Origin of the sequence: Butyrivibrio sp. AE2005, from assembly GCF_000686965.1 — a bacterium.
Classification (GTDB): Bacteria; Bacillota; Clostridia; order Lachnospirales; family Lachnospiraceae; genus Butyrivibrio; species Butyrivibrio hungatei_A.
In genome coordinates, this window is record NZ_JMMD01000005.1 from 186,588 (window position 1) to 205,198 (window position 18,611).

Consider the following 18,611-nt stretch of genomic DNA (forward strand, 5'->3'; position numbering starts at 1 on the left):
TTAATGAATGCGTCGCATTATCGTGGTATACTAAAATGGATGAAAGTATTATGGGGTGCGGCGTGAGAGAGATAGTTGAGAGAATTTTACAGGGAAAATATGAGTATGCGGAGAAGAAATTAGATTTTTCAACTCCGCGTATTGAACTTTTGGTTAGTCCCGGTGAGACTTCCGAAGGTTCTTTTACCATATTTGGACCTGAAGAAAGATTAGTGACCGGCAAAGTTAGCTCCACCGAGATAAGGATGGAGGTGCTCACAGAGAATTTTTCCGGTTCTCCTTATGAAGTATCTTATAGATTTAATTCCGTTGGACTATCGCAGGGTGATGTGCTCCAGGGGAATTTTAGAATAGTATCAAATCAGGGAGAGTATGTTCTTCCTTTCGTAGTCACTGTGAGACATGAGCAGATAGCGTCAAGTCTCGGTGACATCAAGAATCTGTTTCATTTTGCAAACCTTGCAAAGACTGACTGGGAAGAGGCGATTGACCTCTTTTATTCAAGTGACTTTATTTCCATATTCAAGGGAAATGATGAGCAGTACGAGAGTCTTTACAGAGGACTTTCCTACGTGCCCGGCAATGAGCAGAACGTCGAGGAATTTCTTATTGCGATCAGTAAGAAACGCCCGATGAATTTTTTGCTTGATCAAAAAGAACTTGTCATTGATTATACGGGGCTTCCGCATGACAACGGCATTTTAATAACAAGAAACGGCTGGGGATACAGCAAACTAAAAGCACAGATTGAAGGCGACTTCATCATGCTTGATAAATACGAGATCACTGAGGATGATTTTACCGGAAGCAGCTGCCATCTTAAGCTTCGCCTTAGAACCGAGAAGCTTCACAACGGCAATAATTTCGGAAAGATTGTTTTTTACAATGCCTTTTTCAAGGCGGAGCTTCCTGTGACGGTGTCGGTAAATCTTACCGGAAAGCATCCTTCCGCCGCTTATCAGGAGAAGAAGAAACTGGTAGTTCAGCTCGTTAAGACATACGAGAGCTTCAGATGCAAAAAAATAACTTCAAGAGTGTGGGTTTCGGAAACGGGCAAGATTATTTCCAAGATGAACGCTCTTGATGATAAAGATATTGAGTTCAGACTTTATACGGCTCAGTACTACATTACTGCGGGCAGAGTCAATGAAGGAAAGTGGATACTCGATCAGGTTGCCATGGATGTTGAGAATGCACCGGGTGATGTGCTGTACAGCTATCATCTGTATCTGACTTCTCTTTGCAGCAAAGAGGACAGGATAATAAATGACGTCTCCGAGAGGCTTGAGGGAATATTTAGGAGAAATCCCGACAACTGGCGTATAGCGTGGCTTCTTCAGTATGTGAGCGAAGAGCATGTGATGAGCGGTCAGAGAAAGTGGATGATGATCGGAGAGCAGCTTTCACACGGTTGCATGAGTCCGATACTGTACCTCGAAGGAATGAATATCTTGAATGAGGCGCCTTCCATCCTTGCAAGACTTGACAGTCAGGAACTGAGCGTTCTTGAATATGGGGCAAAAAAAGAAATCTTAAGCCTCAATCTTATAGATCAGATCGTGTATTTGTCGGCAAGAGTAAGGAACTTCGACAAGAGACTCTTTAGAATACTTAAGGCCTGTTACAAGATTAAGGAGAGCGACGATGTGCTTGAAGCTATCGTATCTCTTTTGATAAAGGGCGGTGAAACCGGAAGGTTTGCATTTGAGTGGTATGAAAAGGGCGTTGAGAGAGAACTTAGGATTACAAGGCTCTACGAGTACTACATGATGTCCATTTATGTAAAAGAGGATGGACAGCTTCCTTGCGAGATCAGCAAGATGGTTCTCATGTATTTCTCATATCAGAGCACTCTTGAGTATGACAAAAATGCGATCCTTTACAGATATATTCATGAAAGAAGACAGGAATATCCTGAACTTTACGATACATATGTGCCTCAGATCGAGAAATATCTGATGGCTCAGCTTGATAAAGGACGTGTGGGCAAAGACCTTGGCTATCTGTATAAGAATCTTTTGACCAAGCAGATGGTTGATGCATCGAATGCGTCTAAGGTGCTTTCGGTTCTTTATACATCTGAGATCAAGACCGACAATCAGCAGATGTGCGGAGTTTGTGTCATTTACGATAAGTGTGCCAAAGAGATGCGCTATCCGATGAGCGGCGGACGTGCGTTTGTGCCTCTTTACGGAAGCGATTATACGGTCCTTTTGGTCGATCATGACGAAAACAGATATGCGGTGAGCGTGCCTTATTCAAACATCAAGATGATGATTCCGGGCAAGCTTTCGGGCTATGCGATTCCTTATATCCAGAAGGGCAGGGAGAATCTTGATCTGTTCCTGTGCGACCTCGGTAAAAACGCGTATACCATAGATATGGAGAATGTCGGAAGGTACAGAGACCTTGCGGAATCCGAATTTGTAAAGAAGGAATACAGAAACGAGATACAGAGCAGTCTTGTGAGATTCTATTATGACAATGATTTTACGAGACAGCTTACGGAGTATCTTGTGGGGATTAATCCCATAGACATGACGGGGCATGAGCGAAACGAGATCATAGAGCTTATGGTCCTCGGAGGTTTGTGCAATAACGCGCTTGAGTGGATGGGTACTTACGGAACGTACGGGATAGACGCCAAAGTAATCCTTAGGATGTGCAACAGGCTTATCGATATGGATGATCTCGGAGTCTCGGCAAAAGAAATCGAGATTGCGCACTACGCTTTTGTAAACGGTAAGTATGACGAGCAGCTTCTTAAGTATCTTGAGAAGAACTTTACCGGAACGGTTAAAGAGATGAGGGATATCTGGAAGGCTTCGGAGGCTTTCGGAATAGATACTTATTCTCTTTCCGAGAGGATGCTTGTTCAGATGCTTTTCAGCGGATCGTACATCGGTGAAAAGATTGATATTTTCAAGTCTTATGTACGAAGCGGAGCAAACGCGGACATCGAGATGGCGTTTTTGTCACTCGGAGCATATGACTATTTTGTACACGGAAGCGTTACCGACAGGTATGTATTCGAGAGGATAGAGGCTTTGGCACTTCAGGAGCTTCCAATCCAGGATGTGTGCAAACTGGCGTATCTTAGATATTATGCTACGGAAAAGAGCTCCGAAGAATCGGTAAACAAAGATGTAGCCAAGACTTTCATAAAGAGTCTTATGGCAAACAATATATATTTCCCGTTCTATCTTGAGTATTCGGAGATAGTTCCCGAGCTTTCGCACTTTGCGGACAAGACGATGCTTGAGTACAGGACGGAACCCGGAACGCACTGTTATATTCATTACAGGCTTGCGGGCGAAGAGGACAATGAGTACCACAGCATCGAACTTCAGGAGATGTACGAGGGTATATATGTCTGCGCCTTTGTTCTCTTTTTCGGGGAACAGCTTCAGTACTATATCACCGAGGATAAAGAAGCTGATGAGGATGCTCTTACAGAGAGCGGAACCATTCAAAAGAGTGATATTACAAAGAATCAGCGTGACAGTAACAGCAGATACAGTCTCATTAACGATATCATGATAGGAGAGACACTGCAGGATTATGATACAGTGGACAAGCTCCTTGCGGAATATCAGAACAAGAACTTTGTCTGCAACGGTATTTTTAGACCGATACAGGAAAACAGTTACAGTAAAGAGTAAGAGGAAGATATAAAATGCTTTTTGGAAATTCTGAGGAAAGACGTTTTGTACTTGGATATGATCTGGGAGAGAAGGTCTCACAGATAAGCTTTCTTGCATCCGATGCGGATATGCCGGAAACCTTATCGGTGCTTGCAGGATCCGAACTTTATAACATTCCTACCGTTCTTTGCAAAAAAAATGACGTCAACCAGTGGTTCTATGGAAAAGAGGCTGTTCGTCACATAGAGGAACAGGACGGCATTCCTGTTTACGGCCTTGTTAGTGCCGCAAGAGAAGGAAAGCCTGTGGCTGTCGGAGACGGAGAATACGATCCGATAGCTCTTTTGACCCTGTTCATAAAAAGAAGTTTATCGCTTTTATCAATGGAACTTTCTCTTGATAATGTCGAGGCAATAATGTTTACCACGAGATCGCTTGATAACAGGATGATTCAGGTTCTCAATGCGGTGACGTCGGCACTTGAGTTTAAGACTGAGAATATTTTTTACCAGAGCCACGAGGAAAGTTTCTACAATTATATGTTGTATCAGCCCGAAGAGCTCATGAATCATACGGTTGTTGCCTGTGATTTTGATATGGAGACTTTGCGTGTGTATGAGATGAATCTCAATCATAATACGACACCTGTTGTAGCGACGATTGATGAGAGTACGTATGACGACCTTAAGTTTTCTGCAGAGGGCTTCCCTAAGGAGGGCGCGGCTTATCACAAGATGTGCGAGAGGCTTGACGATGAGTTCCTGACTGTTATGCAGAAGGTTTGCAGTGAGAAGATCATTTCTACGGTATTTCTTTTGGGTGACGGATTCAGGGAGAAGTGGCAAAAGAGATCTTTGGAGTTTTTGTGCAGGACCAGAAGGGTCTTTCAGGGAAACAACATGTTCAGCAAGGGAGCGAGCATAGCGGCAAGAGAGAGAATCAAACCCACAAAGCCCTTAAAGTTCGTGTTTCTTGGCGAAGATAAGCTTAAGTCGAATCTTGGAATAAATCTTTTAAAGTGCGGAACAGAAGTGTATTGCGCACTTCTTGATGCGGGAATAAACTGGTACGAAGCTGAGACGGGAATGGATATTATCATGGATCAGAGCGGAATTCTAAATATCCAGGTGACGCCGCTTACGGGCAAGAAGCCCAAGATGGTGCAGCTGTATCTTGACGGGCTTGAGAAGAGACCGCCCGGAACCACGAGGCTGAAGATTCTTATGAATATGAATTCTGTCAGCGAAGTGAACGTGAGAGTGCTTGATATGGGATTTGGAGAGCTTTTCCCTTCATCCGGTAAATCATGGGAACAGATCATAGAACTTTAATGAAAGTGGGCAGCAGATATGAATAAACCGATATTGTGCATAGGAACATACGCGCAAACGCCGTTTCATATGGAAAAGATAGGCAGAAATGTCTTCTGTATAGAAGAACTGTGCTATTGCATCGTTCAGAACGCCTTTTTGCTCGATGAAGAGAGCTTTGGAGACGATCTTTTTGAATGGATTGAAAAAGAGTGCTCGCTGGTGAAACTTGCTGATGAGCTCAAAGGAATGGCTTCAAAAAAGTGTTCTGTTGCGGCTCTTGCGGGAACAATCCTTGATTATGTCGGATATAACACGCGCAAGGAGATTGAGCGGACGGAGAGCATACTTCGCGAAAACGCGGGGATGGATATTTACAGCAAGAAGCTTGCGAGAGCGGATTTCCTTATGCGGAGCGAGAAATACAGCATGGCGTTTAAGGAATATGAGTTTTTGCTTGAGAATACGCCGGATATCGATCTTAGCATCAGAGCGAGGATCGAGCACAACGAAGGTGTGATGTATGCGAGACTTTTTCTTTTTGACAGAGCAGCGGAGCTGTTTATGAAGGCGTATGAAGACGGTAAGAATGAAGAGTCTTATATGCAGTACCTTGCGGCGCTTCGCATGAAAATGTCGGATGAAGAGTACGTGAAGTTTGTTGCTGAGGATAAGCAGGCTTACGAAACTTCTTTGGAACTTGAGAAGAAGATGGATGAATATTCGGATCTTTATGCCGCAAGTGATGACAACCACGTGATCGGAACGCTCGGCGTATATAAGGCAGAGGGGAAGATGCACGAGTATTATGAGAAGATAGGCGAGCTCACTGAGAGCATAAAGTCGAAGTACAGAGAGACGGTTAAGGAGAAGACCGTAGGCTCGAGGAGATAGGATATGGGGTTTTGGGACAAGATTTTTCATAAGTCCGCAGCCGATGAGTGGAAAAAACAGCAGGCTGAGCTTGAGAACTGGAGTGATATAGTTTATACGAGAAAAGATCTCGATATGAACGATCCGGTTCAGAGAAGAGAATATATAGGAAGCTGCCTTCAGCAGATGGAGGAAGCGGCGAGAGAGCTCGATGCTCTTGAATTTGAGTACAACGATGTCACGAGTCATCTGCGTGATATGGAGGAAATCAATGCGCTTCCGCCCGAGCAGAGAAAAGAGATTGACGACTGCGCCAGAAAGATTGTTGAAGCAAGAGAATTTCAGGAGAAGTTTGACAAGAGAAAGAGCAGGATGACTGATGAAGAGTTTGAACGTATGGACAGACTCAAAGACAATGCAAAGGAAGCATCCGAGAAACTTCTCGAAGCCGAGACTTTCCAGAAGAAGATAAAGAACGATCTTAAGCGTCTTGATTCCGAGCATGAAGCATATGTTTTCAGAGAAGACGATCTGAATGAAACAATTGAAAATTCTAAGAAACTGACTGTGACTGTGGGAGTTGTTCTCGTGGTCATGATAGTTTTTCTTTTGATACTCCAATTTGCGTTAAAGCTTAATGTTATCTACGGCTATATGATGCTTATTCTTCTTGCGGCGATAGCGATAACCGTGCTCTATGTGCAGAGTACCAATGCACAGGTTGAGCTAAAGAATGTGAAGAAGTCTATATCAAGGCTTATAATGCTGCAGAATCAGGTTAAAGTCAGATACGTGAACAACACAAATCTTCTTGATTATCTGCGCATGAAATACAGGGTTATGAGTTCAACGGAACTTACGGAGCTCTACAACAAGTACCTTAGGGAGCGCAAGGAACGCGAGAAGATTGATGATGCGAGAAGGCTTCTTGATTCCAATCAGAAGGACCTTATCTACATGCTGAGGCACTTCAGGGTGCGTGACCCCGAAATCTGGATTCATCAGGCCGAGGCGCTTCTTAGCCATAATGAAGAGGTCGAGATAAGGCACAGCCTGAACGTGCGCCGCCAGTCACTAAGAAAGCGCATGGAGTACAACAGGGACATCGTCGCCGGCAACGCCAAGAACGAAGTCGAAGACATGGCGCGCCAGTACCCCGAGTACGCTCAGGAAATACTTGATATGGTATCAAAGTATGAGGAAAGGGAGTGAAGCCTGGGAGCTGGGGCCTGAACGGGCTTCTGGCGTGGCTTTTGGCGGGGGCTTTTTGAAAGGCTTTTGAAGGGGACTTTGGTGTAGCTTTTTGTATGTGACGGGGGTCTTTTTTGGTGGGCGCCTTTTGTATGTGACGGAGGTCTATTTTTGCGGGGATATGACTTTTTTGATGATTATATGCTGAAAAAGTCATGCGAATGCGGCGAAAATCCTCGTTGACCATCGCTTAGAAGGGAGATGGCATGACCTTTTTTAAAGAAAGTGCAAAAAAAGTCATGAGAAAGCAGTGAAAACCATCGCTTAGAAGGAAGATGGTATGACCTTTTTTAAAGAAAGTGCAATAAAAAGTCATACAAATGCAGTAAGAAACCTCGTTGTGAAAGGAAATGCCATGACTTATTTGGAGTAAAATGCACGAAAAAGTCATATAGCTGTTTTTTTTATATAGGTTATTTGGAGTTTTATGGATTGGTATGAAGAATTTTATTTTTTTAAGAGAGCAGTGTATTAGTGAGATTACTTGTCTGGGAATAGAGCTTGGCAAGATCGCCTCATGGTCTGTGAATAAAAGAGCTAAGACTCGGTGGGGATTGTGCAGGTTAAAGCGGGATGGAAGTTATGAGATAGAAATTGCGGAGAGACTTCTTGTTGATGACAGGATTTCAGAAAAAGCCTGCAAGGAAACAATCATTCATGAGCTTCTTCATACCTGCAAAGGTTGTATGCGACATACAGGGAGATGGAAGCAGTACGCCGGGCTGATGAATCGTGCTTACGGTTACAACATCAAACGAGTGACCGAAGGCTACGAAAAAGGTATCGAGAATTACAAGGTCTCCGAAATGGCTGTAAAGTACGTATTTACCTGTGGCGGCTGTGGCGCCACAATCTACCGCAAGCGTGACAGCAAGTTTACAAGAAACTATCGGCACTACGGCTGTGCAAAGTGCGGAGCGGTGGCTTGGTCTAGGAAGACTGTGAATTCATGTTCATCTGAGGTCGCCTCATATATAAATGTGGATAAATCCCGCAATTAGTATGATGATGCCGGAAGAATTTGATACTTAACTTGTGAAAAGAGCTGTTTAATAGTTAGCTATTTTATAGTTATTGAAGGCCGGTGAGAAGTATTAGAAACACAAATTTAAAAATTAAAAATATACTCTACGTATAGAAAAAGCATCAAAATTATGAGTATACCTGTTTTTTGATGCTTTAATCGAAAGTAATGAGCGTTCAAAGCATCATAATTGATACATTTTCGGAAATTTGATGCTTCACATACTCTAGGCTATGTGTTGAAAGCATCAATTTAGGAAGTTTTCAAATTTTTCGATGCTCGCATATGCAGTGGGCCATATAAAGGCAGTTGCACTAAATTTGGTGTGGCTGTCTTTTGCTATATAAAGATTGCTTAGCTATTACATTGTTGCTAACATGAAAGATAAACAGCATATAACAGTTGACAACAGTTATATGCTGTTATACACTGTTTATGAACGGAGAAAAAACTTACTGCAGAAAGTTTTGGTTTCCGCACTGCGCAGGCGGGAAGCTCCGGGAAAGGAAATAGACATGCAGATAGTGATAAACGGTTCATCTATGGTGCCGGTATACGAGCAACTCATGGACAATATCAAGCAGCAGATAATAAGTGGAGAACTTAATGAGGGCGATGCGCTTCCGTCAGTAAGAAAACTTGCAAATGAGCTTAAGATAAGCGCCCTTACGGTGAAGAAGGCCTATGACCGACTTGAGGAGGAAGGCTTTGTTGTTACTGTGCATGGGAAGGGCAGCTTTGTTACGGGAACGGATATGGCGCTTGCTGTTGAAGCCAGAAAGAAGTCGATAGAAGAAGAGTTTGCCGTTTCGGTTGAACGTGCCAGAGCACTTGGCCTTAAGGATGATGATATTCGTGAGATTTTGGAGATAATTCTGGGCGAATAAAAGGAGAAAATGATGATTAAGATAGATGGGCTTAAGAAGAAATATAAGGATTTTGAACTTGATATTTCAATGGATATCAAGGAAGGAACGGTAACAGGGCTTATCGGAAAGAACGGAGCAGGAAAGAGCACCGCTATAAAGGCTATACTTGGTCTTATACATCCCGATGCAGGTAGCATCAAGGTTATGGGTGATGTTCCAGGTAAAAATATGGAGAACATAGGCGCGGCTTTTTCTGATTCCGGAATGAGCATGCTTTATAACATCAATGATATTTCATGCATTATGCATGCGATGTACGATGAATTTGAAGAAGATAAATTCAAGGAATTATGCCAAAAGATGGAACTTCCTTTTGATAAGCTTTTGAAGGACTTTTCGAGCGGTATGAAAGCAAAGCTGAAAGTTCTTTTGACAATAAGTCACAAAGCAAAGCTTCTGGTGCTTGATGAGCCTACTACGGGACTTGATGTTCTTGCAAGAAATGAAGTGATGGATATGCTAAGGCAATATCTCGAGGAGGACGCTACGAGGTCTATTCTTATCAGTTCGCACATCTCAACAGATCTTGAGGGGCTTTGCGATGACATATACATGATTGACAATGGAAAAATTATTTTGCATGAGGATACGGATGTACTCCTTGGTCAGTACGGAGTTCTCAAGATGTCGGAAAAAGAGTTTGAAGAACTTGATAAACAGTATGTAACCGTCAGCAGAAAAGACAGCCTCAGTGTGACCTGTCTTACAAATGAAAAGCAGTATTATATTGATAATTATCCTAATATAGCAGTGGAAAACAGCAGAATTGATGATATTATCATGCTTACTTTAGGAGGAAATTGACTATGAAGAGTTTTTTGATAAAGGATTTTATATTACTTAAGCAGAGAAAAAGTTTTTTTATGGTATATTTTTTGATGATAGTGGCGATGATCTACACAAAGAATATTGTTTTTTTCATCGACTATTTTTCAATACTGGCCATGATACTGGCTTTTTCGACGATGTCATACGACAGTCATGACAATGGGATGGTATTTTTGATGACAATGCCAAACGCAAGGAAAAACTACGCGAGAGCAAAGTATGCTCTTTGTGGGATTCTTCTTTTGGCGAGCTGGGTTGTTCCGTATCTGGTAAAAGTAATTTCTTCCATAAAAGAGTATAATATGATCAATATAGCGGATATTCTCTTAGATAGTATCATTATTATGCCGATATGTATTCTTATTTGCAGTGTAATGATTCCCGTGATGCTTAAATTCGGTGCTGAAAAAGGTCGATTGGTACTGGCTTTGGGTTTCGGGACTTTGACGATTATCGCCGTTGTGATAATGAAAACGGAGATTTTAAGTAATCTTTTTGGACTTGCAATATTGGAAGTTGGTAATCTTTTTGGCTTTGAAATTTTGGGCATTGCAGCATGCGTGGTCATACTCATCGGGCTTGTTGTATCTATTATTATAAGTGACAAGATCATGGAAAAGAGAGAGTTTTGAACGTTAACATGACTATTTTGATGAAATAAGCTGAGACAGTCATGAGGTTACTTGCTTGCAGATAGCGGCAACCGCATCGGTAGCGGGATAGCATGAGGTGCTGTACATCTGAGTCCGCTTCATATATAATTAAGAATAAAAAAATAGAAATGTCAGAATTATTTAACCGCCTGGAACTAAGAAAAATGTTTCAGGCGGTTTATTGCTTAGAAATACCGCTCGCGCGTCGCCATTTCGCGAGCGAAACGCTTTTTAATGATACTTTTTGGCAAAACGGAGGAGTTAAGTGTATGGGACAGATAGAAGAATTGGAGAGGGAACTTGAATCGATAAAGTACCAGGTCGGTCAGATTCAACTTGGCTTGTCGAGAGCCACACATGCTGTTGTAGATATAAAAGAAGAGCAGAAAAAGTTGCAACAAATGCAGGCACAGATACAGTCGAACATGCAGCAAGCAAATATGCAACAACCACAGGCGCAAATGCAGTCGCCTATGCAATCACAGCCGCAGATGCAGCCAAACATGCAACAGCCACAGCCAAACATGCAGCAACCACAGGGAATGCAGTCGCAATATCGCCCTATGCAGCAAGGCGTGGCACCGGCTCAATCTATGAATGGACAGCAGAGCATGGGACAGGCTATAAATCAGCCTATGCAGAACCTGCAGCAATTCAGCACTGCAAACCAACAGAACCGACAGCAATTCAATCCAGCATATCAGCAGAACAGGCAACAATTTAACGCCGCATATCAGCAGAATCTGCAGCAATTAAACCCTGCGTATCAACAGAATCCTCAGTCCGCATTTCGCAATATTAATAATGCAAATAAAAACTCTGCGGAGTCGTGGATAGGTAAGCATTTGATGGGGGTGTTTGCAAGTGTACTCATCTTCATAGCGCTTATCCTGTTCGCAAGCCTCATTATTCCATATCTCAATGACGTGATCAAAATTGGTCTGATGTTCACAGTGAGCATTGCGCTTACGGGATTTGCATTTTATGAGCATCAAAAGAGGCCCGGGAATACCTTTTTTACAGCGCTTCTTGCGTGCGGAATCGGATGTAGCTATCTGTCGATACTTGTGACCAGGATCTACTTTAAAGCTATCGGCGATGTGGCCATGTATGTCCTTTTGCTTGGCTGGGCCGGAATTATTTTGTACATGGGCAAAAAAGAAAGCAAGCTTTTTCAGGTTATCGGAAATGCGGGATATATCATTTCCGCGCTTCTTGCATGGAATTTAAAGGATGGAGCTTTGGTCTTGCCTGTCCTTGTTTATCTTTTGATCATGGGAGGCGCCTTCCAGTATAACTTTAGAAAAGATAATTTGCAGCGAACGATTCAAAGTTGTATAAATCTGGCGATAATTTTATATTTTGCAACACGGATTGGGCATAATGTTGAAAAATGCGTTTCTTTAACCGTTTCTGCAGGCCTTATTGTAGTTATCAGTGCAGCATATTTTGCGGCTTTTCTATTCGGAAAGAAGCTTATTAACAGTGCTAATAAGACATTTTTTGCAAGTGCAAGTGCGATTGTCTTTTATATATCATTTCTTTTACTTGCAGACTGTCTGGAAATGCCGAAATGGATTGCACTAATGGCGTTCTTTGGTGTTGCTGCGATTGCGGAAGCAGAAGCCTTTTTGCAGCGAAACAAAAAAGAGAACGAAACGGTATCGTTCTTTAAGAGCTTTTGGATAACTGCCTGGTTTGCAATCGCGGAGATCGGTACATATATTTTATATCAGGAGTTTTTTGACAGCGGAGCTCTTTTTGTCGCACTTCTCCCGCTTGCTGTTTACGGTGTGAAGAAGGAGTATGCTCTTTTTAGAAATCAGGCGATCATATTGGCGGCGCTGATGACCTTACTTGAGAATTTTGGCGAGTGGAGCATCATATTCTGCGCTGTGGAACTTGTATATGCGATCATAGTTTTGGTAATGGAAGGCTTTGTCGTCAAAAAGTCGTTTGAATATAAGTTTATTTGGTATTTCTATGTTCAGGCATGTATTGCGCTTTTATTTTGGACTGTTGCAGATAAATCTGCTTTTGGTAATGACGGTTTCAGGATTATGTGTGCGGTTATCCCCGTGGGAATCTTCAACATGCTCATGCGGATGCTTAAGTTTGACAGAGACGATAAGGGCGTAAGTAATATTACGGCATTGATGGTTCTTGATGGTGTAAATGCAGCGGGATTACTTTTGGGACTTTACAATATCTACATGGTCGAAGGAGCCGCTTTGCAGGGAATAAATATTGCCTTTACTACAGCGCTTGCCTGTGTCAACGTTCGCAGGCATTTCGCAGGAAAAAGTGCTGAAAAACTGTACGCCGGAATTAAATTTGGCATCATCCTCATAGTTTCGCTTATCACCTATGATGCGGCAGGTTATATCATCAGCGTTGCAACTCTGGCCTTTGCGATACTGTGCATATTTATTGGATTCAACAAGATTTTTGGGGCAAAAGAACTCCGAATATATGGGCTTGTTCTGTCTATGATATGCGTTGTTAAGTTTATCATGATTGATATTACTTACGAAAACACTATAGGACGTGCAATAAGTTTCCTCATCAGTGGAATACTGTGCTTTGCAATCAGCGCACTCTACAACCATTTCGAAAAGCAAGGCCAGTAGTAAAGTGAAGATGACTTTTTAGTGGGAAATCTGAAAAAAGTCATGTGAATATGGGGAAAAACGTTGGCAAGGAGGCCGAGTATTATAGTGCACCGTACAGATGAGAAGCGAGTAAAGTGTACGGTGCGTATTTCAATTTAGGCACCGTACAGATGAGAAGCGAGTAAAGTGTACGGTGCGTATTTCAATTTAGGCACCGTACAGATGAGAAGCGAGTGAAGTGTACGGTGCGTATTTCAATTTAGGCACCGTACAGATGAGAAGCGAGTGAAATGTACGGTGCATTTTACAATTTACGCACTGTGCAGAGATTGAGGAAGTAATCCGATATATATTTGTATATCGCCACGATGTTGAAGACACAAATCATAGCACAAATTTAGCAAATATTCCCTGATGCCATCGAGCCGATAACCAGCCAATATTCTTCTGTTGCCATCGAGCCGATAACCAGCCAATATTCTTCTGTTGCTATCGCACCAATATACAGCCAATAAGTTCTGATTGAATCGGGCTTGATATAATGTTAAAATGTTCGGTGTTTGAGGTTATTTTTTTCTTTAAAAACAAGGAGAACAAATGAATTACGAAGGTAGGACTGAGAATTACAAGCGTCTTGGTGAAGAATGCGGAGTTTTTGGTATGTATGATTTTGACGGTGGTGATGTAGCCGGATCTATCTACTACGGACTCGTTTCACTTCAGCACAGAGGACAGGAAAGCTGCGGTATTGCCGTTAGCGACACGAACGGACCGAAGGGAAAAGTGACAAGCCATAAGGATATGGGACTTGTAAATGAAGCTTTTACCCCGGAGATATTGGACACTTTAAAGGGAGACATCGGAGTAGGTCATGTCAGATACTCAACAGCAGGCAGCAGCACACGTGAGAATGCGCAGCCGCTTGTTCTAAACTACGTAAAAGGCACCTTGGCACTTGCACATAACGGTAACCTTGTCAATGCACCGGAGCTTCGTCATGAGCTCGAATACACAGGTGCGATTTTTCAGACAACAATCGATTCGGAAGTAATTGCATATCATATTGCCAGAGAGAGACTTGCGACAAAGTCTGTAGAAGAGGCAGTCGGAAAGGCTATGCTCAAGATAAAGGGAGCATACAGCCTTGTTATTATGTCACCCAGAAAACTTATCGGAGCAAGAGATCCTTACGGATTTAAGCCACTTGTTATAGGAAGAAGAGAGAACTGTTATATCCTTGCTTCCGAGACATGTGCGCTTGATACGGTAGGTGCGACATTTATCCGTGATGTAGAGCCCGGTGAGATAGTTACGATTTCTCCCGAGTTTGGAATTCAGTCCGACAAGAGCATGTGTATCCCTAAGGAAAAACATGCGAGATGTATTTTTGAATATATTTATTTTGCACGTCCTGACAGTACTATCGACAACATCAGCGTATATGATGCCAGAATAGCTGCGGGAAGATTCCTTGCTATGGATTCACCCATAGATGCGGATCTTGTAGTAGGCGTTCCCGAGTCCGGAAATGTTGCGGCACTTGGATATGCCATGCAGTCGGGAATACCATATGGTCAGGCTTTTGTAAAAAACTCTTATATAGGAAGAACATTCATTAAGCCCAAGCAAAAGAACAGAGAATCAAGCGTTCAGGTTAAGTTAAATGCACTTGGAAGCGCGGTTGAGGGCAAAAGAATCATTATGATCGACGACTCGATCGTAAGAGGAACAACCTCAGACCGAATTGTAAGAATGCTTCGCGATGCGGGTGCAAAAGAAGTTCATATGAGAGTAAGTTCACCTCCGTTCCTGTGGCCATGCTATTTTGGAACCGATGTTCCTGCAAGAGATCAGCTTATAGCTTATAATAGAAATGTCGACGATATCTGTAAGATAATCGGTGCCGATTCACTCGCTTATCTCGGAATAGAGAGACTTGAAGAGATGGTTGGCGGAAACCTCGGCATCTGTAAGGGATGCTTTACAGGTAATTATCCCGTTACACCACCTACTGAGGATATCAGAGGAGAATTTGAAAAGTAAAAAACTCGACATATTATAGTGTCAGTAATACAGATATAGTTTCAGGAGGAATGAAATGAGTACAGATCGTTATACAAGCCCCTTATCGGAGCGTTATGCAAGTAAAGAAATGCAATATATCTTTTCACAGGATATGAAGTTCAAGACATGGAGAAAGCTTTGGATCGCTCTTGCTGAGATTGAGAAAGACCTTGGACTTAACATCACTCAGGAGCAGATCGATGAGCTTAAGGCTCACAAGGATGACATAAACTATGATGTTGCAAAGGCAAGAGAAAAAGAAGTTCGTCACGATGTAATGAGCCATGTTTACGCATACGGCCAGCAGTGCCCCAAGGCTAAGGGAATTATCCACCTTGGCGCAACAAGCTGCTACGTTGGTGATAACACAGATATCATCGTAATGACTGAGGGACTTAAGCTTGTAAGAAAGAAGCTCGTTAACGTTATCGCAGAGCTATCAAAGTTTGCGGAGGAATATAAGGCACAGCCTACACTCGGCTTTACTCATTTCCAGCCTGCACAGCCTACAACAGTAGGAAAAAGAGCAACACTCTGGCTTCAGGATTTCACGATCGATCTTGAGGACCTCGATTATGTTCTTGATAATATGAAACTTTTAGGTTCAAAGGGAACAACAGGAACACAGGCTTCTTTCCTTGAACTCTTTGACGGAGACCTTTCAAAGGTTGATAAGCTTGATCCCATGCTTGCAGAAAAGCTTGGATTCAAGGGCTGCATGGCAGTTTCAGGTCAGACATACAGCCGTAAGATTGACATGAAGGTACTTAACGTACTTGCAGGAATCGCTTCTTCTGCAACAAAGATGGCACAGGATATCAGACTTCTTCAGCACCTTAAGGAAGTTGAAGAGCCTTTTGAGAAGAGCCAGATCGGTTCATCTGCAATGGCATACAAGAGAAATCCTATGAGAAGCGAAAGAATCTGCTCACTTGCAAGGTACGTGATCATCGATACTCTCAATCCCGCTATCACTGAGGTTTCACAGTGGTTTGAGAGAACTCTCGACGATTCTGCAAATAAAAGAATTTCAATTCCTGAGGGATTCCTTGCAACAGATGGTATACTTGATTTATGTATAAATGTAGTTGACGGTCTTGTTGTTTACCCTAAGGTTATTGAGAAGCGCCTTATGTCTGAGCTTCCTTTCATGGCTACAGAGAACATCATGATGGATGCTGTTAAGGCAGGCGGAGACAGACAGGAACTTCATGAGAAGATCCGTGAGCTCTCTATGGAAGCAGGTAAGACTGTCAAGGTTGAGGGAAAAGACAATAATCTTCTTGAACTTATTGCTGAAGATCCCGCATTCCCTCTTACAATCGAGGAACTCAAAGCATCAATGGATCCTACAAAGTACGTTGGATGCAGTGCGCATCAGGTAGATAAGTTCCTTGCTGAAGTTGTTAAACCTATATTGGAAGCAAACAAGGAAGACCTCGGACTTACAGCTGAGATCAATGTTTGATACCGATCGGAGACAATATGAAAATAAAAGACATATTAAACAGTAAAGATGTGACTTTGTCTTTTGAAGTTTTTCCGCCAAAGACAGATGATAAGTACGCTGATGTCGAGAAGGCTTCGGCAGAGATTGCTGCACTTAAGCCTGACTTTATGAGCGTTACTTACGGAGCAGGCGGCGGAACAAGTAAGAATACGGCCAATATTTCGGCCGATCTTCAGGACAAGTACGGAGTTACCGTGCTGTCACATCTTACATGTGTATCGTCTACAAAAGAGGATGTTAAGGCCATGATTTCCGTTTACAAGGAAAAAGGAATCGAGAATATCATGGCACTTAGGGGGGACATTCCGAAAGAAGGACGAGTTTGCTATGATTACGATCATGCGACACAGCTTATAAGTGATATTAAGTCGCTTGATGAAAATATATGTATCGGCGGAGCGTGCTATCCCGAAGGACATGTAGAGTGTGCAAGACAATCTGAGGATATCATCCATCTGAAAGAAAAAGTGGATGCGGGATGTGATTTCCTTACAACCCAGATGTTTTTTGACAACTCTACGTTGTACCAGTTCCTTTACAGGATCAGGGAAAAAGGCATTGAAGTTCCGGTTCTTCCGGGCATCATGCCGATAACCAATGCAAGACAGGTGGCAAGAAGTGTAGCTCTTTCAGGTTCAACCATTCCGCAGAAGATGAAGATAATGGTTGATAGGTTCGCTGATGACCCTGAGAAGATGAAAGAGGCAGGTATAATCTATGCTTGCGATCAGATAATAGATCTCATTTCTAACGGGGTTAGCCACATACATGTTTATTCAATGAACAAGCCTGATATTGCGGCAGGTATAATGCGTAATCTTGCGACAATCATAAAATAATAAAAGGGGAGTATAGTGATGGACGAAAATGTACATAACAACACTACTGAGGAGCTTTCAAGAAAGACTCCTTCAAAGAATAATATAAATGAAATTGACTTTGCTTATTCACAGGAAGTTATCAGAAAAATGTCCGATTACTTTGATGAGAAAGTAGTCGGACAGAAACAGCTTAAATTTTCTCTTATCGCATCTATTCTGGCGGACGGACATATTCTTATAGAGTCCGTTCCCGGTCTTGCGAAGACTACTGCGGCTAAGGCTATTTCTGATGCCGTAGACGGAAAGTTTGCGAGAATTCAGTGTACTCCAGATCTTCTTCCGGCAGATATCATCGGAACACAAATCTATAATCAGGCAACTTGCAAGTTCGAGACTATGCTTGGACCTGTATTTGCCAATTTTGTCCTCCTTGATGAGGTCAACCGTTCAAGTGCAAAGACTCAGTCTGCAATGCTCGAAGCCATGCAGGAGAAACATGTTACTATCGGCGGAAAGACTTACAACATGCCGGAGGACATTTTTATTGTCATTGCAACTCAGAACCCTATTGAGCAGGAGGGAACATATCCTCTTTCTGAGGCGCAGACGGACAGATTTTTGATAAAAGAGGTTATTACATATCCTACAGCCGCTGAGGAAGTAGAGATTTTGAAGAGAATAGAATCCGGAGTAATATCGGAGAAAACAGATCCGGTACTTACAATTCAGGATATAAATAAAGTTCAGGACATTGCTGATCAGGTATATGTTGACGAAGCAGTGAAGTGGTACATTTCAAGTATTGTTGTTGCCAGCAGAAGAGCAAACCAGATACCCGGATTTGAACTTGGCAAATACGTGAGAATCGGTGTAAGCCCGCGTGCATCTATTGCGTTCCTTAAGATGGCTAAGGCTGCGGCTCTTATGATGGGAAGAACTTACGTAACACCTGAGGATGTAAAGGTAGTAAGACATCAGGTATTAAGACACAGGATCGGTCTTAACTATTCGGCTGTTGCAGACAATATTTCTGTTGAGACGGTAATTGACGGAATCGTAAATTCTGTTAAGACTCCGTGATAGAGTGCGGCT

Annotated in this window: 13 protein-coding genes; all 13 read left to right on the forward strand. The window is 42.5% G+C overall.

Features of this window, described 5'->3' with window-relative positions; genetic code table 11:
- The first annotated feature begins 35 nt into the window (after positions 1–35).
- The 13 genes from DL92_RS0106595 (at position 36) to DL92_RS0106660 (ending at position 18,599) form a co-directional block, all read left to right on the forward strand.
- Positions 36–3,662, forward strand: coding sequence for a DUF5717 family protein (locus tag DL92_RS0106595; RefSeq protein WP_155841056.1), 3,627 nt, complete (start codon positions 36–38; stop codon positions 3,660–3,662).
- Between the two features lie 14 nt (positions 3,663–3,676).
- A complete protein-coding gene (locus DL92_RS0106600) occupies positions 3,677–4,975 on the forward strand; it encodes a DUF5716 family protein (RefSeq protein WP_026656899.1) in 1,299 nt (432 codons plus the stop codon).
- An 18-nt stretch (positions 4,976–4,993) separates the two neighbouring features.
- A complete protein-coding gene (locus DL92_RS0106605; protein ID WP_026667249.1) occupies positions 4,994–5,848 on the forward strand; it encodes a hypothetical protein in 855 nt (284 codons plus the stop codon).
- Between the two features lie 3 nt (positions 5,849–5,851).
- Positions 5,852–7,039 carry a hypothetical protein gene (locus DL92_RS0106610; protein WP_026656902.1) on the forward strand — a complete coding sequence of 396 codons (1,188 nt, stop codon included), beginning with the start codon at positions 5,852–5,854 and terminating at the stop codon, positions 7,037–7,039.
- A gap of 476 nt (positions 7,040–7,515) precedes the next feature.
- Positions 7,516–8,079, forward strand: a complete 564-nt coding sequence (locus DL92_RS20145; RefSeq protein ID WP_051625246.1) for a SprT-like domain-containing protein — start codon at positions 7,516–7,518, stop codon at positions 8,077–8,079.
- A 538-nt stretch (positions 8,080–8,617) separates the two neighbouring features.
- Positions 8,618–8,989, forward strand: a complete 372-nt coding sequence (locus tag DL92_RS0106625; protein WP_026667250.1) for a GntR family transcriptional regulator — start codon at positions 8,618–8,620, stop codon at positions 8,987–8,989.
- 12 nt (positions 8,990–9,001) lie between these two features.
- The gene (locus DL92_RS0106630; RefSeq protein ID WP_026667251.1) at positions 9,002–9,835 is read left to right on the forward strand and encodes an ABC transporter ATP-binding protein; all 834 of its coding nucleotides are present in this window, start codon (positions 9,002–9,004) and stop codon (positions 9,833–9,835) included.
- A 2-nt stretch (positions 9,836–9,837) separates the two neighbouring features.
- Positions 9,838–10,491 (forward strand): ABC-2 transporter permease, encoded by a 654-nt coding sequence (locus tag DL92_RS0106635; protein WP_026667252.1) that lies wholly within the window; start codon positions 9,838–9,840, stop codon positions 10,489–10,491.
- 290 nt (positions 10,492–10,781) lie between these two features.
- Positions 10,782–13,142 (forward strand): DUF2339 domain-containing protein, encoded by a 2,361-nt coding sequence (locus DL92_RS18480; RefSeq protein ID WP_034468590.1) that lies wholly within the window; start codon positions 10,782–10,784, stop codon positions 13,140–13,142.
- Between the two features lie 579 nt (positions 13,143–13,721).
- Positions 13,722–15,167, forward strand: coding sequence for an amidophosphoribosyltransferase (gene purF, locus DL92_RS0106645; protein ID WP_026656904.1), 1,446 nt, complete (start codon positions 13,722–13,724; stop codon positions 15,165–15,167).
- Between the two features lie 55 nt (positions 15,168–15,222).
- Entirely contained in the window at positions 15,223–16,656 is a 1,434-nt protein-coding gene (gene purB / locus DL92_RS0106650; protein ID WP_026656905.1) for an adenylosuccinate lyase, read from the forward strand.
- 17 nt (positions 16,657–16,673) lie between these two features.
- Positions 16,674–17,537 (forward strand): methylenetetrahydrofolate reductase [NAD(P)H], encoded by an 864-nt coding sequence (gene metF, locus DL92_RS0106655; RefSeq protein WP_026667253.1) that lies wholly within the window; start codon positions 16,674–16,676, stop codon positions 17,535–17,537.
- Positions 17,538–17,555: 18 nt separating this feature from the next.
- Positions 17,556–18,599, forward strand: coding sequence for an AAA family ATPase (locus DL92_RS0106660; protein ID WP_081811951.1), 1,044 nt, complete (start codon positions 17,556–17,558; stop codon positions 18,597–18,599).
- Positions 18,600–18,611 lie beyond the last annotated feature (12 nt).